The sequence below is a fragment of the Amycolatopsis keratiniphila genome, assembly GCF_000400635.2.
Taxonomy (GTDB): Bacteria; Actinomycetota; Actinomycetes; order Mycobacteriales; family Pseudonocardiaceae; genus Amycolatopsis; species Amycolatopsis keratiniphila.
This window is the reverse complement of record NC_021252.1, coordinates 5,514,336-5,536,528: the sequence shown is the minus strand read 5'-3', so window position 1 is coordinate 5,536,528 and position 22,193 is coordinate 5,514,336. Positions and strand designations below refer to the sequence as shown.

At 70.3% G+C, this 22,193-nt stretch carries 18 protein-coding genes; 7 read left to right on the top strand and 11 right to left on the bottom strand.

All coding sequences use genetic code 11. The features are described from left to right. Positions 1-3: 3 nt before the first annotated feature. Entirely contained in the window at positions 4-3,930 is a 3,927-nt protein-coding gene (locus AORI_RS65900; RefSeq protein ID WP_016335316.1) for an alpha-(1->3)-arabinofuranosyltransferase, read from the top strand. Here AORI_RS65900 and AORI_RS65895 read toward each other — a convergent pair. Next, a complete protein-coding gene (locus tag AORI_RS65895) occupies positions 3,925-4,839 on the bottom strand; it encodes a hypothetical protein (RefSeq protein WP_228688178.1) in 915 nt (304 codons plus the stop codon). The two genes, AORI_RS65900 and AORI_RS65895, sit on opposite strands and share 6 nt — an antisense overlap. A 118-nt stretch (positions 4,840-4,957) precedes the next feature. After that, entirely contained in the window at positions 4,958-6,157 is a 1,200-nt protein-coding gene (locus tag AORI_RS65890) for a lipopolysaccharide biosynthesis protein (protein WP_043848965.1), read from the bottom strand. Between the two features lie 69 nt (positions 6,158-6,226). On the opposite strand from AORI_RS65890, the gene AORI_RS65885 reads away from it, so the two are divergent. Both AORI_RS65885 and AORI_RS65880 read left to right on the top strand, forming a co-directional pair. Then, complete coding sequence (locus AORI_RS65885) at positions 6,227-7,918, top strand: MmpA family trehalose lipid delivery protein (RefSeq protein ID WP_016335313.1); 1,692 nt, start codon at positions 6,227-6,229, stop codon at positions 7,916-7,918. A 3-nt stretch (positions 7,919-7,921) separates the two neighbouring features. Beyond that, on the top strand, positions 7,922-8,101 hold the full coding sequence (locus AORI_RS65880) for a hypothetical protein (protein ID WP_016335312.1): 180 nt from the start codon (positions 7,922-7,924) through the stop codon (positions 8,099-8,101). A gap of 925 nt (positions 8,102-9,026) precedes the next feature. Here AORI_RS65880 and AORI_RS65870 read toward each other — a convergent pair. Next, entirely contained in the window at positions 9,027-10,259 is a 1,233-nt protein-coding gene (locus AORI_RS65870) for a glycosyltransferase family 4 protein (protein ID WP_016335310.1), read from the bottom strand. A gap of 163 nt (positions 10,260-10,422) precedes the next feature. On the opposite strand from AORI_RS65870, the gene AORI_RS65865 reads away from it, so the two are divergent. Further along, the gene (locus tag AORI_RS65865; protein WP_043848214.1) at positions 10,423-11,121 is read left to right on the top strand and encodes a methyltransferase domain-containing protein; all 699 of its coding nucleotides are present in this window, start codon (positions 10,423-10,425) and stop codon (positions 11,119-11,121) included. On the opposite strand, the gene pgfA is transcribed toward AORI_RS65865, so the two are convergent. Further along, entirely contained in the window at positions 11,115-12,149 is a 1,035-nt protein-coding gene (gene pgfA / locus AORI_RS65860) for a cell envelope lipid trafficking protein PgfA (protein ID WP_043848213.1), read from the bottom strand. The genes AORI_RS65865 and pgfA overlap by 7 nt on opposite strands. A 224-nt stretch (positions 12,150-12,373) precedes the next feature. Here pgfA and AORI_RS65855 point away from each other — a divergent pair, with 224 nt between their 5' ends. Further along, positions 12,374-12,757 carry a hypothetical protein gene (locus AORI_RS65855; RefSeq protein WP_016335307.1) on the top strand — a complete coding sequence of 128 codons (384 nt, stop codon included), beginning with the start codon at positions 12,374-12,376 and terminating at the stop codon, positions 12,755-12,757. Here AORI_RS65855 and AORI_RS65850 read toward each other — a convergent pair. Together AORI_RS65850 and AORI_RS65845 are read right to left on the bottom strand one after the other, a co-directional pair. Next, positions 12,754-13,926, bottom strand: a complete 1,173-nt coding sequence (locus AORI_RS65850) for a PucR family transcriptional regulator (protein ID WP_043848212.1) — start codon at positions 13,924-13,926, stop codon at positions 12,754-12,756. The two genes, AORI_RS65855 and AORI_RS65850, sit on opposite strands and share 4 nt — an antisense overlap. Positions 13,927-13,986: 60 nt before the next feature. Further along, on the bottom strand, positions 13,987-14,424 hold the full coding sequence (locus AORI_RS65845) for a MarR family winged helix-turn-helix transcriptional regulator (protein WP_043848211.1): 438 nt from the start codon (positions 14,422-14,424) through the stop codon (positions 13,987-13,989). Between the two features lie 38 nt (positions 14,425-14,462). Between AORI_RS65845 and AORI_RS65840 the strand changes: the two genes are divergently transcribed. After that, positions 14,463-14,984 carry a hypothetical protein gene (locus AORI_RS65840; protein WP_016335304.1) on the top strand — a complete coding sequence of 174 codons (522 nt, stop codon included), beginning with the start codon at positions 14,463-14,465 and terminating at the stop codon, positions 14,982-14,984. Here AORI_RS65840 and AORI_RS65835 read toward each other — a convergent pair. The 5 genes from AORI_RS65835 to AORI_RS65815 form a co-directional block, all read right to left on the bottom strand. Then, positions 14,974-15,753 (bottom strand): SH3 domain-containing protein, encoded by a 780-nt coding sequence (locus AORI_RS65835; protein ID WP_016335303.1) that lies wholly within the window; start codon positions 15,751-15,753, stop codon positions 14,974-14,976. The genes AORI_RS65840 and AORI_RS65835 overlap by 11 nt on opposite strands. Before the next feature lie 95 nt (positions 15,754-15,848). Next, on the bottom strand, positions 15,849-16,538 hold the full coding sequence (locus AORI_RS65830; RefSeq protein WP_016335302.1) for a sigma-70 family RNA polymerase sigma factor: 690 nt from the start codon (positions 16,536-16,538) through the stop codon (positions 15,849-15,851). A 144-nt stretch (positions 16,539-16,682) separates the two neighbouring features. After that, positions 16,683-17,180, bottom strand: coding sequence for a hypothetical protein (locus AORI_RS65825; RefSeq protein WP_016335301.1), 498 nt, complete (start codon positions 17,178-17,180; stop codon positions 16,683-16,685). Positions 17,181-17,289: 109 nt separating this feature from the next. Beyond that, positions 17,290-17,910 (bottom strand): hypothetical protein, encoded by a 621-nt coding sequence (locus AORI_RS82505; RefSeq protein ID WP_016335300.1) that lies wholly within the window; start codon positions 17,908-17,910, stop codon positions 17,290-17,292. A 62-nt stretch (positions 17,911-17,972) separates the two neighbouring features. Further along, a complete protein-coding gene (locus AORI_RS65815; protein WP_016335299.1) occupies positions 17,973-18,842 on the bottom strand; it encodes an alpha/beta fold hydrolase in 870 nt (289 codons plus the stop codon). Between the two features lie 117 nt (positions 18,843-18,959). Here AORI_RS65815 and AORI_RS65810 point away from each other — a divergent pair, with 117 nt between their 5' ends. Next, a complete protein-coding gene (locus tag AORI_RS65810; protein ID WP_043848963.1) occupies positions 18,960-22,046 on the top strand; it encodes an ATP-binding protein in 3,087 nt (1,028 codons plus the stop codon). The last annotated feature ends 147 nt before the right edge of the window (positions 22,047-22,193 follow it).

The window sequence follows — 22,193 nt, the reverse complement described above, 5'->3', positions numbered from 1 at the left end:
CGGATGGTAACCCCCGGCGCGCTCGTGAAGAGGCCGAGCACGTGGATCGTGCTCGCACTCACCGTGCTGTCCTTTGTGCAGCGTCCCGGCAGGACGACCTTCGACACGAAACTCGACCTCGCCGTGGATCCGCTGGCCTTCCTCGGCCGGGCGCTGCACCTGTGGAATCCCCAGGCGACGGCGGGGGAGTTGCAGAACCAGGCGTACGGCTACCTGTTCCCGATGGGGCCGTTCTTCGCGGCGTGCCAAGCCGTCGGCATCCCGGTGTGGATCGCGCAGCGGCTGTGGTGCGCGATCCTGCTCTCGGTCGCGTTCGGCGGCGCCCTGCTCGTGGCCCGCGCGCTGAAAATAGGGAACGAACGGACTCGGCTGATCGGAGCAGTGGGTTACGCCCTCGCGCCGAGGATGGTCACCGAAATCGGTTCGCTGTCCTCGGAAATGCTGCCCGCCGTCCTGCTGCCGTGGGTGCTGCTGCCGTTGATCCTCGCCGATCGCATCGGCTCGCCGCGCCGTGCCGCCGGGCTGTCCGCGCTCGCCGTGCTGTGCATGGGCGGGATCAACGGCGCGATGGTCGTGATGGCGCTCGTGCTCCCGGGATTGTGGCTGCTGACCAGGAAATGGCGGAGCACGCATGTCGCGCTGGTGATCTGGTGGTTCGTCTTCGTCGTCGGCGTGGTGCTGTGGTGGTTCCTGCCGCTGGTGCTGCTCGGCCAGTACAGCCTGCCGTTCCTCGACTACATCGAATCCGCGACGAACACCACCGCGCCGATGTCGCTGTTCGAGGTGCTGCGCGGCACCAACCAGTGGGTCGCCTACGTGGTGCAGGGCACGCCATGGTGGCCTTCGGGCTGGGCGCTGATCGACAATCCGGTGCTCATGACGGCGACCGGGCTGGTGGCCGCGGTCGGGCTGTTCGGTCTCGCGCGGCGTGGGCTGCCCGAACGGCGGTTCCTGGTGCTCGGCGTGCTGACCGGGTTGACACTGCTGACCGTCGGCTACGTCGGGACGCTCGACAGCCCGCTGGCGGAACCCGTGCGGCATCTGCTCGACGGCCCGCTCGCGCCGCTGCGGAACGTGCACAAGTTCGAACCGGTGCTGCGGCTGCCGTTGATGCTGGCGTTCGTCCACGGCATCACCAGCGCCGCGCCGGCACTACGCCGCCATCTGCGGCCGGCGCTGGGCGCTCTGCTGGTCGTGGCGATGGCCGCGCCGGTGTGGCTGCTGACGCTGCGGCCGGGGCCGGGCTGGGACGAGGTACCGGGATATTGGTACGACGCGATGGGCTACGTCGCCAAGACCGAAGCGACGGCGCGCACGCTGCTGCTGCCCGCGACCGGGTTCGGCGAGTACGACTGGGGCCGCACGGTGGACGAACCGGCACAGGCCATCGCGGACAGCCCGTGGGCGGTGCGCAATCAGGTCCCGTTGGGCTCGGAGGGCAACACCCGCCTGATGGACTCGGTCGACGCGGCCTTGGCCGACGGCAGAGGGGATCCCGGGCTCGCCGCGCTGCTCGCGCGGTCGGGCTACCGGTTCCTGCTGCTGCGCGGCGACGTCGACCGCGCCAAGGTCGGCGCGCCCGACTTCACGACGTTGCGCGCCGGGCTGGCGGGATCGCCGGGGATCGAGAAGTCGGCCCAGTTCGGGCCGCTGGAGGTCTTCGAGGTGAAACGCCCGGTGCCGCTCGTCACCGCGACGTCCACGAAGGACGTCCCGACGGTGAGCGGCGGCCCGGAGAACCTGTTGCCGCTGATGAACTCCGGCCAGCTCGACCCGGGTACACCGACGGTGCTGACCGGGGACGGCGGTTCGCCGACGGGGCCGAGGCTGGTCACCGACGGGCTGCGCCGCGCCGAACGCAACGTCGGCGGGGTGCGGGACAACCTGAGCCAGACGCTGACCGCCGGGGAATCCCCGCGCCAGCAACGAGCCGCGCTGGACGTCCTGCCGTTTCCTGGTGAGCAGCACCAGACCGTGGCCGCGTACCGGGGGATCCGCTCGGTCACCGCGTCGACGGCGGCGTCGTTCGCGGACGCCTTCGGCGGCTCGGATCCGAGCCATCAGCCGTTCGCCGCGCTCGACGGGGATCCGCGTACCGCCTGGCATTCGTCGAGCTTCACCGGGCCGATCGGGGAGTGGCTCGAAGTCGAACTCGACACCCCGAGGCTGGTGAACTCGGTCGATCTCGCGATGGTCGACGACATCCGCGTCGGCTGGCCGCCGACGAGGATCCGGATCACGACGGACAACGGTTCCGTCGATCACCAGGTCGTCCGGGGCGCGGGGGCGCACACCTATCCGGTGCCGGAAGGGGTGACGCGCAAGGTGCGGATCACGTTGCTGTCGCTCGTGGTCGGCAGGCAGGACGGGAACGTCGGGATCTCGGATCTGAAGATCCCCGGCGTGGAACCGCAACGCGCGCTGGAAGTCCCCGCCGATCTCGGCGCGGGAACGCCTCCGGGGTTCGCGTTCACCCGCGGGCCGCAGCCGAGGTACGCGTGCGTGCCCGGCCGCTGTGACGCCAACGCGGGCCGTGACGGGGAGGAGCCGAACGGGATCCGGCGGCTGTTCTCGACGACGTCGCAGAGCGCGTACGAATTCGGCGGCACCGTGCTGCCCGCGGGCGGTGGCCGGGTCCCGGTGGAACTGCCGGGTTTGCGGGTTTCGGCGACATCGCAACTGGGCGGGGATCCGTCGGCGAGCGCGTTCGCCGCGGTGGACGGGAATCCCGCGACCGCCTGGCAGCCCGACGTCACGGATCTGCGGCCGACGATGACCCTGGACTGGGCGAAACCGCAGACGATCTCCGGAATCCGCGTCGCCGCCGGCTCGCGTGCCCCCACGCGGTTGGAACTGACGACGCCGACGTCGAGCCGTTCCGTCGAACTCGACGCCTCCGGCGCGGCGACTTTCCCGCCGTTGGAGACCTCGCAGCTGAAGATCGCGTTCGCCGGCCTCGACGACGACCAGCGGATCCGGCATTCGCTCGGAATCGGGAGCCTTTCCCTGACCGGTGCGGAACTTCCCGCTCCTGCCGCGGAATTCACCCTGCCCTGCGGATCGGGCCCGAACGTCCGCCTGGACGGCTTCGACTACGACACCTCCGTGCGCGGCACGCTCGCCGACTTCGTCGCGCACCGGCCGCTGACGTTGTCCGCGTGCCCCGATTCGGCGGGCGGCGTGGACCTGGCTGCCGGCGGGCACGAACTGCGGACCGACCGTTCCGAGTCCTTCGTGGTCCAAGACCTCTGGCTCAAACCGGCAGGCCGGTCCGTTTCGCCCGCCGCGCATCGCGCCGTCACCGTGGACTCGTGGGACGCGACGTCCCGATCGGTCACCGTGGCGGGCGGCGACGAGTCCATTTTGGCCGTTCCGGAGAACGCGAACGCGGGCTGGACCGCCTCGCTGAACGGAACCCCGCTGGTGAAGACGCGCGTCGACGGCTGGCAGCAGGCGTGGATCCTGCCCGCGGGCTCCGGCGGTGTCGTGCGACTGGAGTTCACGCCGGACTGGAAGTACCGCTCGGGCCTGCTGATCGGGGCGGTCGCGATCCTGCTGGTGCTGATCGGGGCGCTGTGGCCGGTCCGCCGTCGTCGTATTTCGGTGGAAGCCGGTTCCGGGCCGGTGGTGCCGGTGGTCCTGATCGGACTGCTGGCCGTACTGGGCGGGATGCTGCCGATCGTGCTGCTGATCGCCGTCCTGCTGGCCCGCCAGTTCAGCGAACGCGCGCCGCGGTACCTCGCTTTCGGCGGGATGGTCGTGGGCACGCTCGTCGCGGTGGTGGGGCGGCTGCTGGGGCACGGGCAGGAGTGGGCCTATGGGCCGGTGACGCAGGCTTCGCTGCTGCTGGCTGCGGCGGCGATGGTGGCGATGTGTGTGCCTTGGTTCGCGGGCCGCTCAGCCGAGCCGGACGTCGGGCCGCGGTCATAGGCGAGCGCTGTCCAGCGCTGCTCGGAGCTCGGCTAGGACTTTGCCGGGCTCCGAACGCAGTCGTGAGGGCAGCGTCTGGACAACGATGATCCCGGCCGCGGCATAGCGGGCGTTGCGGGCGAGAGTGTCGCGAAAGCCGGTGTCTCCCGCGTGATGCTCGAGGGAATCGATTTCCCAGGCGAAGCCCAGTTCGTCGCACCAGCCGTCGGGCTGTGCGATGTAGGTGCCGTCCGCGCCGAAGATCTTGACGTTCCAGCGGCACTCGGGCAGCTTCGACCGCTGCCAGAGACGCCAGGCATCGGCTTCGGCGACCGATCGGGCGCCGCCCAGGATCGGGAGAAGCGCGCCTCGCAAGAGTGCCTTACCCGTCCGGCGGCCCGCGTCGAGTTCGTCGGCGAGGGACCGCGGCAGGCAGAAACCTCGCTGGACGGACTCGGCCATCATCGCCGTGATCGCGTCCTTGTGCGGTGTCCTTCGCGCCGCGTCGACCACGGCTCGGTGTACTGGAGCCGTCGGGACTCCGGACCGAGGCCTGGGATTCGGGAGACGTCGGGACCGTTCGATGTGGACGAACCCGCAGTTCGAGACCGAGCGGTTCGCGGGAATGAGCACGTGGACCTCGTCGGTGTGCGGGAGGTTGCGCAGCCCGTAGCGCTCCAACGCGCGTACGCCGGTCAGGATCGAGTCGGAGCCGGAATGCAGGAGCGCGGCGTGGATCTTGTGCTCGTCGGTGGCCTCGCCGTTCTGGAGCAGCACGACGCCGGGCAGCAGCATTCGCCACTGCCCGCCGGGCTCGCACCTACGCGAGATCGTCCGGCGCGGCATGCCGATGGCTTCGAGCTGTTTCGCCGTGATCACTTTCGGGCCGTTGGTGATCAAGGGGTGGTGTGCCCAATCTCCTCTACGCACTCGAACAGCTTGGAGCCGATCAACGACAGAACCCGGCGGCTTGGCGTCGTGACCGGACCTTTCACGCGTGACTGTGTGGGTTTCTGGACATCTGACGTCCCAAAATCCACACGGTCCCTCACCGCCGTCGCGACCGCACCTCCAGCAAGGCTCCGGACAAAGCGAGAGCCCCGGCACAGCAAGCAGCGACGGTCACCACCTGAGCGGCCGAAGAGTGCAGCCAAGTCGTCACCAGCACCGTCTCCACCACCACGGTCGTCCACATCAGCAAGGTCACCCACCGGTCACCGGCGGCGAGGCGCGAGAACAGCAGGATCTGCACCAGCGCGAGCATCGAGCCGGCGAGGGCGAACGGCCAGACCGGCATGGTGCTGGCGGCGTAGCCGGAGCCGCCGATGAACGAGAGCAGGCGCGACCCGAAAGCAAAAGAAACCACCAGCACGAAGGCGTCCAGGGCGGCGCAGACGGCCAGGGCGGCGGGCAGGATGCGGCGCCGGTCGGCGCCGTTCGCGAAACGGGGCAGCACCAGGACACCGACGGCTTGGGGGAGCCAGTAGGCGATCTTCGTGACGATCGCGCCGAGCGCGTATTCACCTGCTTCCCCGGCGGGGAGGGTGTGTCGCGCCAGTACGAGGTCGAGATTCACCAGCAGGACCAGCGCCAGCATCGCTTGAGCCGCGTGCAGGACCTCGCCCGCGTGCCAGCCCGCCTTGCGGGGCCGCGGCCGTCCACAGAGGACCCAGCCGCAGAAGATCACCAGGTACGAGCCGATCGCGGTGCCTGCCAGGGCGCCGGTGGCATCGCCGCCGATCAGCAGGCCGAGCAGCGAGCCGCCGACCTTCCCGGCGCCTTCGAGCGCCATGAGCCCGGCCAGCCGCGCGAACCGGCCAGCGCCCTGCAACAGGCCGTGGAAGAGGCCGAGCAACGTCAGCGGCCCGAGTGTGACGGCGAGCAGCAGCGCGGGCACCACCGAGTCCAGGTGCAGCACGAAGACCAGCACCGGCGCCAGGATCAGCCCGATGGTCGCGACGATGGCGCTCGTCGTGAGGCCGAGCGCGAGCAGTGTCCCGCTGTCTTGTGGTTTGCGGGCCACCCTCAGCGCGACCACGGTCTGCAACCCCATCGCGGGCACGACGCCGATCACCAGAACCGCCAGCAGCGAACTCAGCTCGCCGAACGCGCTCGGCGCGAGCAGCCGGGCGGCGACGATGCTCAGCGCGTAGGCGCCGGCGTTGTTCGCGGCCAGCGCGAGCGAGACGAGGACCGCCGCGACACGCTTGTCGGTCCTGGTCTGGTCGACCTCGACGTCTACGCTCAACAGAGCTCCCATTACCGGCGAGTAATCTCGGCGACCATAACCGCGAACGAGGCGGAAAGGGAAGGGCACTTGGACGCACGGCGCGAACGTCTCGTCCTCGCCGCGGTGTCGGCGGGGCTGGCGCTGCTGGTCTTCCTGCCCGTGCTCGGACGCGGGTTCGTCTTGAGCTACGACATGGTGTTCGCCCAGCGTCAGTCGCTGATCCCGGACGCGGTCGGGCTCGGCTCCGCGCTGCCGCGATCGGTCCCCGCCGACGCCGTGATCGCGCTCGCGACCGCCGTCGTTCCCGGCGACATCGTCCAGAAAACCATTCTGCTGCTTTCACTGTTCGTGGCGGCATACGGCGCAGCGCGGCTGGTCCCGACGGAGCAACTCGGTACGCGGATCGTCGCCGGCACCGGTTACGCGTGGACGGCCTACTTCGCGGAGCGGTTGTTCATCGGGCACTGGCCGCTCCTGCTCACCTACGCCTGCCTCCCGTGGATCGTGCGCGCCGCGCTTTCGTTGCGCCGGAACGAACCGAGGGCGCTCGCGCGGCTCATCCTCGCCTGTGCGCCCGCGATGCTCACCCCACCCGGCGGGGTGCTGGCCGCGCTCACCGCGATCGCCCTGGCCGGACCGCGAAAACTGGGCCACACCCTCGGTCTCGCCGTCGTGCTCAACCTCCCGTGGCTCGTCCCGACGTTGCTGCACGAAGGCGGAACGCTGTCCGATCCCGCCGGGGTGGCCGCGTTCAGCGCCCGCGCGGAAAGCTGGGGCTCGGCCATCCTGAGCGTGCTCGGGCTCGGCGGGATCTGGAACGGCGATGTCGTCCCGGGCAGCCGGGGCGCGCCGATGGCGCCGGTGCTGATCCTCGTCACGGTCGCCGTGGCCTTGGCCGGGCTCCGCCCGCTGGCGCGGAAGTGGGGAACACCGCCGGCGAGAGCGTTGCTGGTGCTGGGAGTTCTCGGTGTCGTGCTCGCCGCGCTGGCGACCCTGCCGTTCGGCGAGCCCGTGCTGTCCTGGGCGATGGCACACGTGCCCGGCGCGGGCCTGCTGCGGGACGCGCAGAAATGGGTGGCCTGGTGGGCGCTTCCGGTCGCGCTCGGGTTCGCGCTCGCGGTCGAGGCCGCCGCCGCGCGCCTGCGGACCGGGGCGGCGCGTGGGACGCTCGTCGCGGCCGCCGCGCTCTTTCCTTTGCTCACCATGCCCGATCTCGCCTGGGGCGGCTGGGGAAGGCTCGAAGCGGTGCGCTACCCGGACGACTGGAACGCCGTCCACCGGGTGCTCGCCGAAGACGACCGGCCCGGCGACGTCGTCGCGCTGCCGCTGTCCACCTTCCGGAGTTTCGCCTGGAACGACCACCGGACCCAGCTGGATCCGGCGCCACGAGCACTCCCGGAGACGGTGCTCGCCGACGACACGCTGCGGGTCGGCGGCGAGGAGATCTCCGGCGAGGATTCCAGAATGGACCGTGTCCGCGCGGCGAAGTCGCCGGAAGACCTGTCCGCGGCGGGAATCGGCTGGATCCTCGTCGAACACGGAACACCGGGGCGGGTCGATCCGCGGTTGCTGACCGGCGCGGAACCGGTGTGGTCCGGTGACTGGCTCACGCTTTACCGCACTCCCGGTGAGCCCGCCGTGACCGGGACGCGATCATCGGCGCCCGTGGTGCTGGCAAACGGAGTAGCGCTGGGGTCGATCGCGGCCGCACTGTTGTGCCTCAAGTTACCGGTGCGTACATTGAGCCGACGCAGGAATTCCCTGTCGCGGAAGGAGTAGGTCTTGGGCACCCTCATCGGCGCGGCCGCCGCCGTCATCATCGGGCTCGCAACGGCCGCGGGCGGGAGTTACGCGCTGACGAACACCGCCGATCCGGACGCCGCCCCCCAGGTGCAGGCGAAGATCAAGGAGCAGTTCAACCCGAACTCGAGCCCCGAGCACGTCATTTACGGCAACCGCTGAGCCGGTGTCCGAGCTCGCTTCCGACCACGCCGGCCGGGTCGTCGGGCTCTACGGCGACCCCACCGTTTCCTGGAGCATCCTCCTGGAAGCGAGGCTGTCTTCGGCCCTGACGCCGGAAAAGGCGCGGATGCGGCTGGCGGTCGCGGTCGGGGAACGGCCGTGGCTCGGCGCCGCTCCGGACGTCGAAGCCGTTCGGAGCGAAGAACTTCCGGCGGTCCGCGATCGGTTCGCCGAGGCGGCGTACGAACGCGGCGCCCCGCTGCTCCGGGTCGCCGTCGGCACCGACGAACCGGTCGTGCTCATCGCCGCGCACCACGGCGCGCTCGACGGTCTCGGCCTGCTCGCCGTCCTCGGGCTGGCCCTCGACGTCCCGATTTCGTCCGCCGCCAAGGGAATCGGCGCCCGTACGGCGGACCGGTCCTTTCTCGTCTCGGCCTTCCAGCGGCTCGCTGAAGCACTTTTCGCGCCTCCGGCGAGAATCACCCCGGAACGAGCCGAAAGCGGCCCTGGGGACGTGTTCAGCGCCAGGATCCTCCCGCGCTCACGGTTCGGGTCCTCCGCCTTCGCCGCGGCCGCCGCCGACCTGACCGAGACGTGGAATGCCCGGCACGGCGAGGAAACCACACGGGTGGTGGCCGCGGTCGGCGCGTCGTGGCGAGGCGGAGCCGCCCCGGAACCCGTGCACGACAGCGCGTTCTTCCGGTTGCGGCTCGGCAGGAGGCCCGCGGTCGCCGAAGTCGGCGCGCTGCTGGCCACGCAGCCGCCGGAGCCCGATTTCCCCGCCCGCAGCAGCCGGATCGCCCGGCTGGGCACCCGGCTGCTGGCGGGCAGACTCGGTTCGACCTATCTGGTTTCCAACCTCGGCGTCGTTTCGGCGGCGGACGCGGTCACCTCGATCGCGTTCTATCCCGCCGCCAGCGGCCGCTCAGGCGTGGCGTTCGGCGCGGTGACCGTCGGCGAGACGAGCACCGTCACCGTGCGCGCACGCCGCAAGGACTTCGACGACGCCGCCACGGCCGACCTGGCCGACGGGATCGTCGAAGCCCTGCGGCGTCAGGACCCTCGGTTGGGGAATGGCCACCCCGGCCACGTCGCGCACGAGTGACTCGAAGCGGTTCACGCTGTGCTCCCAGTCGAACAGACCGGCCCACGTGACCCCGGCCCGGCCCATTTCGGTCCGCCGCACCCGGTCGGCGAGCAGCCCGTCGACCTGCGCGGTGAAATCGGCGAAGTCGTCGGCCAGCAGTCCGGTCTTGCCCTCCACAATGGACTCGGCGACCCCGCCGGCCGCCCGGTAGGCCACCGAGGGCACGCCGTGCGCGGCGGCCTCCATGATGACGATGCCCCAGCCCTCCTTGACCGACGGGCACAGGTGCAGCCAGGACCGTTCCAGGATCTCGTGTTTCTCGTCCTCGTCCACCCAGCCGTGCAGCCGCACCCGGTCTTCGACGCCCCTGTCGCGGGCGTGCTTGCGCAAGACCTCTTCCCACGGACCCTGGCCCACGACCTCCAGCTTCAGTGTCGGCCAGCGCCGGGACAGTTCGGCGACGACGTCGATCGCGTGCTCGATCCGCTTGTGCGGCACCAGCCTGCTGACCGCGACCAGCGTCGGTTCGGTCTCCCGTACGGCCTTGCCACGCGGGGGAGTGTCCAATCCGTTGGGCACCACGGTGATCCGCGAGCCCTCGATACCGAGGCCCGCCAGTTCGCCCTTGGTGATCTCGGAAACCGTGACGTAGCGGCAGTGGCGGAACAGCCACGGCGCCAGCCGCGACTCGATCCACCAGCCGATGCGGCCCAGTGCCTCGCCCAGTGCGCTGATCCACTGTTCCTTGTGGACGTGGTGCACCAGCACGAGGACCGGACAGCCCGCGACGAGCCTGGCGAAGAACGGCATCCCGTTCTGCACGTCCACGACGAGGTCGGCGTGCGCCTTCCGGATCGCCCGGAGCGCGTGCGGGTACACGCCGAATTTGTTGCCACGACGGCGATAGCGGACGCCGTCACGCCATTCCCCGGCGTTCGCGCCCGGGTACGCCGCGCACTGGATCTCGACCCGGTATCCGGCCTTGGCGAGCCCTTCGGCCATCCGCTCGACGTACCGCTCGGAGCCGCCGCCCTCCGGATGCCCGGTGTCGCGCCAGTTGACGAGCAGCACACGTGGCCTTTCCATCGTGGTTCTCCCAACCTGTTAGCGACAATGCTAGGTTACCGGTGCGTACACGGTAGATGAATCATTCTCGGAAAGCGATGGTTCGATGGTCGGTAATCGGTCGGTGACCCCAGTGACGATGCCTCATCGCGCCACCTTGCGCAGATCGGTGACGTTGTTCCGGGCTTTTCTCACCGAGCAGACGGATCCGGACGGTTTCTACTCGGTGCTCGCCGAGGACTCGGTCCGGCAATTGGCGCAGCACACTCCGTTGAACGGCCGAACCGTCGTCGACGTCGGTGGTGGCCCCGGCTATTTCTCCGACGCGTTCCGTGCCGCGGGAGCCACGTATCTGGGCATAGATCCCGATGTCGGCGAGCTGACGGCACGGGGCGAGGCCGGGGAGAACATGGTGCGCGGCAGCGGGACGAAACTGCCCGTCCGCACCGCGTCCGTCGATGTCTGCTATTCGTCGAACGTCCTCGAACACGTTTCCGAACCCGAGGTCATGCTGACCGAGATGTGCCGGGTGACCAAACCCGGCGGAACGATTTTCGCCTCGTTCACGCCGTGGTATTCACCGTGGGGCGGGCATGAGACGGCACCGTGGCATTTCCTCGGTGGCCACTACGCCCGGCGGCGTTATGCCGAAAAGAACGGGAAGGAGCCGAAGAACAAATTCGGCGAGAGCCTTTTCGCCTTTTCGGCGGGCGCGGCCGTCCGGTGGGGGAAGGCCGCGCCGCTCGCCGATCTCCAGGAGGTCTACCCGCGCTACCACCCCTCCTGGGCCCAATGGATCGCGCGTGTCCCGGGCGTCCGGGAGGTCGCGTCGTGGAATCTGGTGATGGTGCTGCGCAAGCGTCAGTGACGTGAGGGGGCGGGGCGGCGCTTCGCGAGAAGGAAGACCCCGAGGGCGAGGAAGACCGCGCCGGCGACCCCGAGCACGATCGGCCCGGTGCTCCCGATGAAGTCGAGCTTGCCCTTGTTCTCGTCGACCTGCTTGACCATCGCGTCGACGGTGGCGTCGGTGAAGGCCAGCTTGCCGTCGAAGACCACCGTGGGGGTGGGGTTGGCGGCCGACCGCAGTTCCTGATGCGACTGCTGTTCCTGCTTGACCTGGATGCCCGTCACCGGCTCGATCCAGCTCGTGATGGTGCCCTGGTAGAACTGCCCCGCTTCGACGGAATCGCCGGTGGCGCCGATGAGGGAGCCCGGCACCTTCTTCATCGAGATCTTCGTGTCGGGGATCTCCTGGACGAACTTGTAGACCTCGACGCCCTTGATCTCTTCGACGCCCTTGAACCGGGCCTGGACCGCGCGGCCGGTGTTGTCGTCGTAGACCTGGTAGTCCTTCTGCTCGGTGTCGAAGGGGAACTTGAAGTTCAGGCCGGGCTGCGGCTTGTACTCCTGGACCTCTTCGGGCTTCTCGCCCTCCTTCGCGGGCTTCTCCTTGAGCTTGGTGACGAAGCTGCTGTTGTCGGAGCACTTCGACTCCTGGCCGCCGCCCGGCGGCACGTAGCCTTCCGCGGTGCGGCGGTCGAAGCAGACCTGGCGCTTGCTCGCGCTGACGACGGTCTGGTCGCTGGTGTCGACCACCGACACGGCCATCAGCCACACGGCGACGTCCGTGCCTTCCTGCATCTCCGGCGGCGCGAAGTTCGCCACCACGCGGGCGGTCGCCTTCAGCTTGGCGTCGTCACGGATCTCCGTGACGGTCTTGCCGTCCACCGTCTTCACCGCGAGCACCTTCGACGCGGTGCCTTCGAGGACCGATGTCGATTCCTGGTTCAGCGGCACCTTGGCGAGTTGGGGTTTCACGTAGGTCGGCAGCAGCACCGCGCCGGCGACGGCGAACACCCCTAGTGCCAAGAAGATCAGGCTCAACGCTCGACGCAACGGTCCTCCTGGTGAGACACATTACCCATCGGTAATCAGTCGCCAGATACTGGCCCGCGCGCCGGTCGGCGTCAAAGGTGTGACCGACGGTCACAGGCACGCCGTGCGACCGGAAGGTGGTACGGGCGCCCCCATTCGGCGCAGTCCGCCAAACATGTTTGTTCCCCGGAACAACGTGATGGGGACCACCATCGGACGACTTCCGGTGCGTGGAAAGGAACTCTGTGCCGCAGGACCCGAACGATCGTCGCGCGCTGGACATCGGCGCCTACTCGGATTCCATCACCGACATCGAGCTCCGCGACGCCGTCGCCGACGTCGCCGCGCTGCTTTCGTTGCACGGCAACGTGATCCGTGATCTCGACGCCAGGAGGTCACGGTGGCGCCCCGGTCGGCGGTCGCCGCATCCCGACATCGTCCTGTCCGCGGCCGGACGCCGTCCACAGTGGACGAGATCCGCGAATCCCGAAGTGACCCTGCCGGTCGCCACGACCGCGCGCGGCCGGACACTCGCGGTGCGGCTCACCGCGCGGCCCGGTCTCGGGCACACGCTGCTGGACCTCGCGAGGATCATCGACGCCGACATGGCGCCGGAGAGAAGAGGCTAAGCCTCCGTCAGCCGGACCGCTTCCAGTGCGACGTAGAGTTCGCCGACGTCGGCCGGGTCGGACAGGTCGCGCCGGGTCAGTTCCTGCACCCGGCGCAGCCGGTAGCGGACCGTGTTCGGGTGGACGATCAGCCGGTCCGCGGCCTCCTTGGCCGAGCCGTGCCCGGCGAACCACGCGATCAGGGTGTCGAGCAGGACCTGCCGCTCGGCTTGGGGCAGCACCAGCAGCCCGGCCAGCACCGAACGCAGCACGTCCCGCGACATCTCCGGCGCGCTCGCGACCAGCGTGGTGACCGGCGAGTCGCCGAACACGGCGACACCGGCGGCGCCCGCGGCCAGCGAGCGGCGGGCGATCCGGGCCCGGTGGACCGCGTCCGGCACTTCGAGGAATCCGTTGAACGGCCTGCTCATCCCCGCCGCCAGGGGCAGGGTGCCCAGCAGGTCGCGCAGCCGCCGGACGTCCTCGACGCGATCGATCACCACCAGGCCGACCTCGGCGCCCGGCCGCCAGGCCGACTTCCAGCGCCGCGCCCGCAGCAGCGCTTCGACGCCGGGCCGTTCCTCCGGCTCGACGGCTTCGGTCACGACGGCGACGAACGTGCCCGCGGCCGGCAGGTCTAGTTCCTTCGCGGCGTTCTCGAGCTCCGGCTGGGTGGCGAACCGGCCCTGCAGCAGACCGTCGAGCAGGGCGAGCTTCTCCTGGGAGAGTTCTGCGGCGACCTCGCTGTACGCGGTGGTCAGCGCGTCGGAGTAGAGGTCGATGGTCTTCCACACGTTGGAGTTGATCTCCACCGTGCGCGCGGGGTTGATGAAGCCGGGGCCGGCCAGCTCCAGCAGGCGCTCGTAGACGAAGATCCCGCCGATCCGGAACGCGCGGAGCACGGACGGCAGCGGGATACCCTGCCTGGCCTGGGCCAGCCCGGTCTTGCGGGCCGCGTCGAGCGGCAGCCCCCGCCCTTCGACGAGCGCCGTCAGCGCCCGCTCGAGATTCGCCCGGCAGACCTTGCGCAACTCGTCCGGCGCGGTGCTGTCCACCTGGTGGTAGAACTCGTCCTCGTCGCTGAGCAGCTGGGCGAGGCGATCACTGAACTCGGGCAGCCGGGTGAGCATCGCCTGCATGAGCACACGCTGCTCCCGGGGTGCGGGAGTAGCGAGAGCCTCGGTGCCCATCCGTCAACTCTAACCCGATGGTGCGGCCGCTTTTTATCACGATGCGACGAAAGGGCGGTTTCACGAGCTGAGCGCGGTTGACAACCTGCGCAGGGTTTCGCGGGCCCGCCGCAGCTCATCGGGGGTGACACCGCTGTCGTCGAGCATGTCCCGGCGCCGGGTTTCGCTCGCGTCCCACAGTCGTTGCAGCAGTCGCTCGCCCTCGGGGGTGATGGCGTACAAGGCCGAGCGCCGATGAGCGGGATTGGGCCGCGCGCACAGTTCGCCGGCCTCGGTGAGGTCGTCCACGACGCGCTGGACGGCTTGGCGGACCTGGCCGAGCCGTCGCGCGATGGCGGGGACGGCCAGCGGTTCTTCGGACACCGTGCTCAGCACGTGCCAGCGGGCGACCGTGGTGCCCTCTCCGGCGGCTTCCCGTTCGCTGATCCGGCGGCTCACCCCGGCCAGTTCATAGACGTCGGCGATCAGCAACCGGTAGTCGTGGACGAGCTCGCTCATGGTTGACAGCATACTGTCAAAGTGCTCATTCTGGCCGCATGGACGTCACCGAACGGATCGCCGCCGTGTTCACCGCCGCGGGGCCACGCCCCGAGCTCGCCGCCCGGCTCAGCTTGTTCGAGCCGCTGATCGGCAGCTGGGACCTGGTGGTGCACAACCACGCCGAGGACGGGAGTGTCCGGACCGTCGACGGCGAATGGCATTTCGGCTGGGCGCTGGACGGCCGTGCGCTGGCCGACGTGTGGATCAGCCCGGCCAGGGCGAGCAGGACCGGCGGCGTGGACGGGGAGTGGGGGATGAGCCTGCGCTTCTACGACGAGAAAATCGACGCGTTCCGGTCGACCTGGCTCGGCCCCGGCAACGGCTGGGTGATCCCGTTCCTCGGCAAGCCGACGGAGGACGGCTTCGAGATCGAGGCGGACACCGGCGGCGTCCGGCGCCGGTGGATCTTCTCCGAGCTGACCGCCACGAGTTTCTCCTGGCGGGCGGAGGAAACGCTGCCGGACGAGGACCCCTTCGTCCGGCAGCGTTTCGAGGCCACTCGCGCGGTCAGTGGTTGATCTTGAACCACGGCTGCGACCAGCCGAGATAGGTGTAGCCCCAGGTGTTCTTGATCTCCGCGATCGTGGTCTCGGTGAAGCTGCCGGGGCCGTGGATGTCGTTCGACAGGAACTTGCCGCCGCCGATGGAGAACATCGCGTGCCCGGTACCGCCGTTGCTGAAGAAGGCGAGCCCGCCCGCGGGAACCTGGGTGTCACCGGGGTGCTTGAACGAACCCGGGATCTGGGTCCAGTGGACGTAGGCCGTCTCCGAACCGCTCGCGTTCCAGCCGTAGGCCCACGCGTTGATCCGGTCGCACCAGCGGTAGTAGTCGGGGTCGTTGTGGGTGTGCACGTGCGCCTTCGCCCACGCGATGGCTTCGGCGCAGGTCCGCGGGTTGCCGGTGCCGGCGGTGGAGCAGGAGAGGGTGCTGCCGGCGCAGTCCGGGGCGACCCGGCCGTCCGAACCGGTGTAGACGTAGGCGTCGCTGATGTAGCCGCCCTTCGACGGCACGTAGTCCCAGATGTCGGTGGTGCCGTACTTGCCGGTCACCGTCGAGCCGTTCGTCTGGCAGTCGATGGTGACGGCGGTGCCGCTCGCGACGGTGCCGACCGAACTCGCGCTGGTGCTCGGGCTCGACCGCACGGTCACCGCCGCCCCGGAATCGGTGTTCACCGTGCCCGTCGCCGCGAGCGCCTGGCCCGCGCCGCCGAGCATGATCGCCCCGGCCAGCGCGATCGTGCCCGCCGCGCCCACCATGCCTCTGGCGATCCTCGATCGGATCTTCATCTGTGTCCTCCCGTGGTTTCCCCGAATAGGGAGCCAGGATGGAGGATCGCCGTACAAGGCCCGTACAAGAAGCCGATCGTCCGAAGTGGACTGTTCTATACCGGGACGAGCTCCGGTTCCGCGACCTGTCCGATGATCGGGACATCGCTCGCGTGCCGGATGTTCCGCTCGGTGAGCAGGACCCGCAACCGGGCGAGCGCCCGGAACTGGGCCGCGCGGACCGCTCCCGCGCTCGGCAGGCCGAGCCGTTCCGCCGTCTCCTCGGCCGACAGCCCGAAGACGAACCGCAGCGCGAGCACCTGCCGGTGCGGCATCGGGAGCCGCGCCAGCAGGACCCCGGCCTGCAACCGGTGTTCCAGCCGTTCGATCTCGTCCGGGTCGCGGCGCGCCCATGCCGTCAGTCCGTCGCCGATCTCGGGCACGCAGGAGACCGGTTCACGGGAACGGCGCCGGTGCAGGTCGGCCACCTTGTGCCCGGCGATCCCGAGGACGAAAGCGAGGAACCGGTCCGGGCGGTACCGGTAGCGGGGCAAGGCGATCAGCACCGCCTGCAACACCTCCTGCGCGCAGTCCTGTGCGTCGCAAGCACCCGTTCCGGCGCTTCCGAGCCTGCTCGCGCAGTAGCGGAACACGTGCGGGGAAAGGAAACGGGTCAGGTCCCGGAGCGCGTCCGGGTCACCGGCCACGGCCGCCCGGACCAACCTGCTGTCCGGGTTGGGCAGCCGTCCCGCCGTGGCGGCGGCACGGGAGTCCGCGGGTACCGTCGAGGGCGCTACCTCGTCCAAGTCTGCACTCCTGGTTCGGGGGAACTGGCCGCCAAGGTGCGCCCGTCATCGGGGGCTGGGACTTCGTGCGCGGTTGTCCAGCTTGCCGTTCCGTGCAGGGGATGTCCATACGACGGTCCGGAAGTCATCCGAACCGCGCAATGTCTATTGTGGACTGTTACCTTCCGGGGCCTTGAGGCAGGACAACACCGGGGGATAGGCGGTGGTATCGGTGCTGAGAAGATCCGTCGTCCAGACCACGCAGTGCGCGAGCACCCGGATCCGCTGATCGAGATCGGCGTTCTCACAGGCTTGCCCGATCTGGTCGGCGCAGGTGTCCCGGTCGTCGCGGACGCTGGCGGCGATGGCCCGGACGATCGCGGCCACTCCCGGCTCGAGGCGGTCGGGCCGGACCGTCATGCCCGCGTGATCCCGAAGACGCAGGGTGAACGGTTCACCGATCCGCAGCGAACGGCGACGATCCTTGGCCGCCAAGGAGAACGTGTCGACCAGCCGGCCCACGACGTCGTCGAGCGCCGGTTTTCGCCGGCTGGAGGTGGCGATGGAGACCAGTGCGGAGGCGAGCCGGTCGGCTTCACCCGATCTGGTGAGCGAAAGGAGATCGCGCGCGACGGTGTGCGCGCGTTCGGTGGTCGGTTTCATGGCGCGGCCCCTCGTTCGGTATGCCGCCTCGCGATACCCGTCCGAGTGGCGGCCAAACCCGAATGGCGGTCGATTGCCGCCTGTGGGGGCGCGGGTTGGGCCGTTCGGCTCAAGCCGATGGGCTCGCTCCGACGCGCAGGTAGCCACTTACGGCGGCGACCACCTGATCCGCGTGGGACGGCTCGAGGTTTCGCACCCATCGGCGGAGCGCTTCGAGAAAACCGGCGAGATCTCGGTGCACGCCCTGGAGAAGGCCGGGGAGATCCTGACGCCGGATCTCCAGCCGTCGTCCTTCGGGGGTCTCCCAGTCCTCGTCGTCCACGTCCGGCCAGAACCGGATGATGTCGCCGTCGAACTCGACCACCGTCCCCGGTCCGTGACCGAGGTCGGGCACGTTCCCGTCCGGCATCCCGTGCCAGTCCGGCCAGTCGGTCAGGTCACAGCAGCAGCCTGGAGTCACGGCGATTCCCTCGGCTTCGAGCAGCAGACCCCCGGGGAGGAAGAGGGTCTCGAGCCGCGCCAGCTCGTCGAACGCGGTCCCGAGGTCGGGGCGGGCGAGCTCGCCGCTCGTGCTGTGCCCGAGCAGCGAGAGCACGACCGCCCCGACGTCGTCGGAGGACATCTCACGGCGCAGGGGGATCCACTCGCCGTCGTGGCCGCGGAACGGCCACAGATCGAACGACGAATAGCCGGGCGGCAAGGATTCCACCACCGGAAAGAGCCTGGTCACGCGGCGACGATACGGGGCGGGCCTGGCAAGCGCCACGGCGTTTCAAGGGACCCGCCCCAGGCCTAGCGTGTCAACAGGTCGCGAAGCGCCTTCGCCACCTCCGACGGCGACTCCTCGGCCATGAAGTGACCCGACGTGACGGTCCGGTGGTCCAGGTCCGTCGCCCACGCCCGCCAGAGCGCGGCGGCGTCGTAGCCGAGCACGGCGCCCCAGTCCTGCTGGAGCACGGTGAGCGGCATGGTGAGCCGGTTGCCCGCCGCGCGGTCCGCCGCGTCGTGCTCGACGTCGATGCCCGCCGACGCGCGGTAGTCGGCGACGATCGAGGGCACCGCGTTCCGTGACGCTTCGAGGTACGCCGCGCGGACGTCGGCGGGGATCGCGTCGCCGTCGCGCGTCCACGCGTCGAGGAAGTGACCGAAGAACGCGTCCGGCGCGCCCGCGATCAGCTGTTCCGGCAGTCCGGGCGGCTGGGCCATCAGGTAGAGGTGGAAGCCGACCGCGGCGCCGGCGCCGTGCAGCACGTCCCACATGTCCAGCGTCGGCAGCACGTCGAGGATCGCGAGATGGCTCACCTTGTCCGGGTGGTCGAGCCCGGCCCGGATGGCCACGAGCGCGCCCCGGTCGTGCCCGGCGAGGGCGAACCGGTCGTGGCCGAAGGCCTTCGCGACGGCGACGACGTCGGCCGCCATCGACCGCTTCGAGTAGGTCTCGCCGGTGTCGGCCGGCTTGTCGCTTTCGCCGTATCCTCGCAGGTCAGGGCAGAGGACGGTGTGGTCGGCCGCCAGATCCGCCGCGACGTGCCGCCACATGAGATGGGTCTGGGGGAAGCCGTGCAGGAGCACGATCGGGCTGCCCGTCCCGGCGACGGCGACGTCGAGTGCCACGCCGTCCGCCACGGGGACGCGCTGGTAGTCGAATCCGGTGATGCGCATGGGTACCTTCCTGGTCGTTCCGTGATGACCGCCAGCGTTCCCGGCCCGGATCAGCACCCGGTCAGCGACGACCGAGCGGCCAGGGCACGATGATCACCGTCGGTGAAGGAGGTGACGATGCGGTTCGGGGTGCTCGGCCCGCTCGTGGCCGAGGACGGGCGAGGCGAAGTCGGGCTCAAGGGCCCTCGGCACCGCGCGGTGCTGGCCAGGCTGCTGATCGCCCGCGGCCGGGTCGTGCCGGTGGAACGCCTGGTCGACGACCTGTGGGAACGCCCGCCCGACGGCGCGGTCGGCGCGGTCCAGACCTTCGTCGGTGCCCTGCGCCGCGCGCTGGAACCGGATCGCGCGCCCCGTGAGCCCGCGCGGCTGCTCGTCACGGTCGCCCGCGGCTACGCCCTGCGCGCGGATTCCGTCGACGCGTGGGATTTCGAGGCCGCCGTCGCCACGGCCCGTGAGCTCCTCGACGCCCGCCGGGCGGACGCGGCACTGTCGCAAGTGGACACCGCGCTCGCGCTGTGGCGCGGCCCCGCGTACGCCGAATTCGCCGGGGAAGGCTGGGCGCTCGGCGAGGTCTCCCGGCTGACCGAACTCCGGTTGCTGGCGGGCGAACTCCGTGCCGAAGCCCTTCTCGCACTCGGCCGGGCCGCTGAGGTGGTCCCCGAGCTGGAGCCACGGGTACGCGAGTTCCCCTTGCGGGAGAACGGTTCCCGACTGCTGGCACTGGCGCTCTACCGCTCCGGACGGCAAGGCGACGCCCTGTCGGTGTTGCGCGCGACGCGAGAACGGCTCGCCGACGAACTCGGCATCGATCCCGGCGCGGGGCTGCGGGACCTGGAAGCCGACATCCTCGCGCAAGCGCCCCGGCTGGAGCCGTCCGTGCCCGGGATCCCCGAGCGGCCGCTGATCGGGCGCGACGCGGAGTTGGCCAGGCTCGAAGAGGCCTCGTCGGCGTCGCGGCTGGTGCTCGTGTCGGGTGAGGCGGGGGTGGGGAAGACCGCGCTCGCCGAGGCGTTCTCCGCCCGTCTCGCCGCGCGAGGCTGGACCACGGCCTGGGGAAGTAACCCCGACGACGAGGGCTCGCCGCCCGCCTACGCCTGGACCCGGATCCTCGCCACCCTCGCCGACGCCGGGTACGGAGCGCCACCGACCGCGGAGCCGGCGGCCGAAGATCCCCTCGCCGCGCGCTGGCGATGGCACCGGGCGGTCGCCTCCTACCTGTCCGGCGCCGCCCCCTTGCTGCTCGTCCTCGACGACCTGCACTGGGCGGGCGAGGAGACGCTGGCGCTGCTGGCCTCGGTGCTGAGCGAGCCGGTGCTGATCGTCGCGACCTATCGCGGCACCGACCCGCCCGCCCGGTTGACGGATTTCCTCGGCCGGGCCGCTCGTCACGAGCCGGCGCGGATCTATCTCGGCGGGCTGCCCGAAACCGAGATCGCCGCGCTTGTCAGGGCCACGACCGGGGAGGACATCGAGCCGGAGACCGCCGTGGCGCTCCATCGGCGCAGCGGCGGGAACGCGTTCTTCGTCCGTGAACTCGCCCGGCTGCTGGCCGACGAGGGGCCCGCCGCCTTGGCCGCGGTGCCGCCGGGAGTCCGCGACGTCGTCCGGCACCGGGTGGACGCGTTACCGGACGAGGTCCGCCGTGTGGTCCGGCGCGCGGCGGTGCTCGGTACGGACGTCGATCTGGACGTACTCGAGGCGCTGGCGGGGGAAACCGCGCTCGACGCGGTGGAAGTCGCGGCCAGGCAAGGAATCCTGACCGAGCGGGCGCCGAACCGGTTCCGGTTCGCGCACGCGCTCGTCCGCGACACGCTCTACCACGACCTCTCCCGTTCGCGACGGGCCCGCGAGCACGGCGGGATCGGCCAGGCGCTGGAACGTCTTCGCCCGGACGACGTCGACGCGCTGGCACACCATTTCCTGCTGTCGGAGGAGCATGGCGACCGGGCCGCACGGTACGCGCGGGCGGCCGCGGAACGCGCCGAAAGTCGTTTCGCCCCAACGGAAGCGGCACGGCTCTGGGAGGCGGCGCTCGCCGCGTACGACCGATCCGGCGGTTCCGACCCGGAGAGGCGACTGGAACTGATCATGGGCCTGGCCCGTGCTTCGGCCGTCGCCGGTGGCCTCGGCCGGTCCCGGCGGAATCGGGCCGAAGCGTTGGAACTGGCGGAAAAGCTGGACGATCCGCTGCTGACCGCACGGACGATCGGCGCCTTCGACGTCCCCGCCAGCTGGACCGAAAGCGACGACAGGGAGCTCGCCTCCCGGATCGCGGGCGCCGTCGAGCGGACCCTCGCAGCGCTACCGCGGGATCGGCGGGCCGAGCGGTGCCGCCTGCTGGCCACCCTCGCCGTCGAACTGCGCAACACGGGCGGACGGCGGGCTCGCGAGGCGGCCAGGGAAGCCGAGGCACTCGCCCGCGAGCTCGAAGACCCGGCGCTGCTCGCGTTCGCGCTCAACGCCCGGTTCCTGCAGTCCTTCGACCGCGCGGGGCTCGCCCCCGAGCGGGCCGCGATCGGCGCCGAACTGGTCGATCTCGCCTCACGGCACGGGCTGGTGACGTTCGAGGTGCTCGGACATCTCGTGCTCCTGCAGGCGAAGAGCGCGCTCGCGGAGTTCGCCACCGCGGACCGGCACGCCGCGTCGGCCGACGAACTCGGCGAGAAGTACGGGCTGCCGCTCGTCGGCGTGTTCACCCGGTGGTATCGCGCGATGCGGACCGCGATGACCGGCCCCGGCGGGGAAGCGGCCTATCGTGCCGCGGCGGCGGGGCTCGCCGGAACGGCCATGTCCGGAGTGGACAACGGGATCCTCGCGCTCGCCCTGTTCTGCGACCGGCTCCAGCGCGGCCTGCCTCCGCAAGCGCTGGAGGAGAGCTACGGTGCCTACGAAAGCTGGTGCCGTCCCACCCTCCCGATCCCGGATTCGCCCCGGGACCTGCTGTTCGAGGCCCGCACCTGTCTGCACGCCGTGGTCGCGATCGAAGTCGGCGACCGGCCGGCGATGGAACGCCTGTACGCCGACCTGCTGCCCGCCGAGGACGAGATCGCCGGTGCCGGGAGCGGGATGCTCACCCTCCGCCCGGTCGCTCATTATCTCGGTGACCTGGCCACGGCTCTCGGTCGGTCGGAAGCCGCCGCCGGGCACTACCGGAAGGCGCGGGCCCTCGCGGTGAAAGCCGGTTCACCGCATTGGGATTGTTAAGGCGCAACTCGCGTGATCAGACGGCGAACTCATGTGATTGAAGGCGTAACTCGCGTGATCGGACGCAGCACACCGAGTTCGCCTTCCAATCACGTGAGTTACGCCTTCAATCACGCGAGATCCGTCTTTGATCACGCGAGTGCGGTG

Coding starts and splice junctions, on each gene's coding strand:
- AORI_RS65900 (WP_016335316.1), top strand. CDS start 4: ATGGTAACCCCCGGCGCGCTCGTGAAGAGGCCGAGCACGTGGATCGTG.
- AORI_RS65815 (WP_016335299.1), bottom strand. CDS start 18,842: ATGCGCATCACCGGATTCGACTACCAGCGCGTCCCCGTGGCGGACGGC.
- AORI_RS65850 (WP_043848212.1), bottom strand. CDS start 13,926: ATGGGCACCGAGGCTCTCGCTACTCCCGCACCCCGGGAGCAGCGTGTG.
- AORI_RS65840 (WP_016335304.1), top strand. CDS start 14,463: ATGGACGTCACCGAACGGATCGCCGCCGTGTTCACCGCCGCGGGGCCA.
- AORI_RS65835 (WP_016335303.1), bottom strand. CDS start 15,753: ATGAAGATCCGATCGAGGATCGCCAGAGGCATGGTGGGCGCGGCGGGC.
- AORI_RS65825 (WP_016335301.1), bottom strand. CDS start 17,180: ATGAAACCGACCACCGAACGCGCGCACACCGTCGCGCGCGATCTCCTT.
- AORI_RS65845 (WP_043848211.1), bottom strand. CDS start 14,424: ATGAGCGAGCTCGTCCACGACTACCGGTTGCTGATCGCCGACGTCTAT.
- AORI_RS65810 (WP_043848963.1), top strand. CDS start 18,960: ATGCGGTTCGGGGTGCTCGGCCCGCTCGTGGCCGAGGACGGGCGAGGC.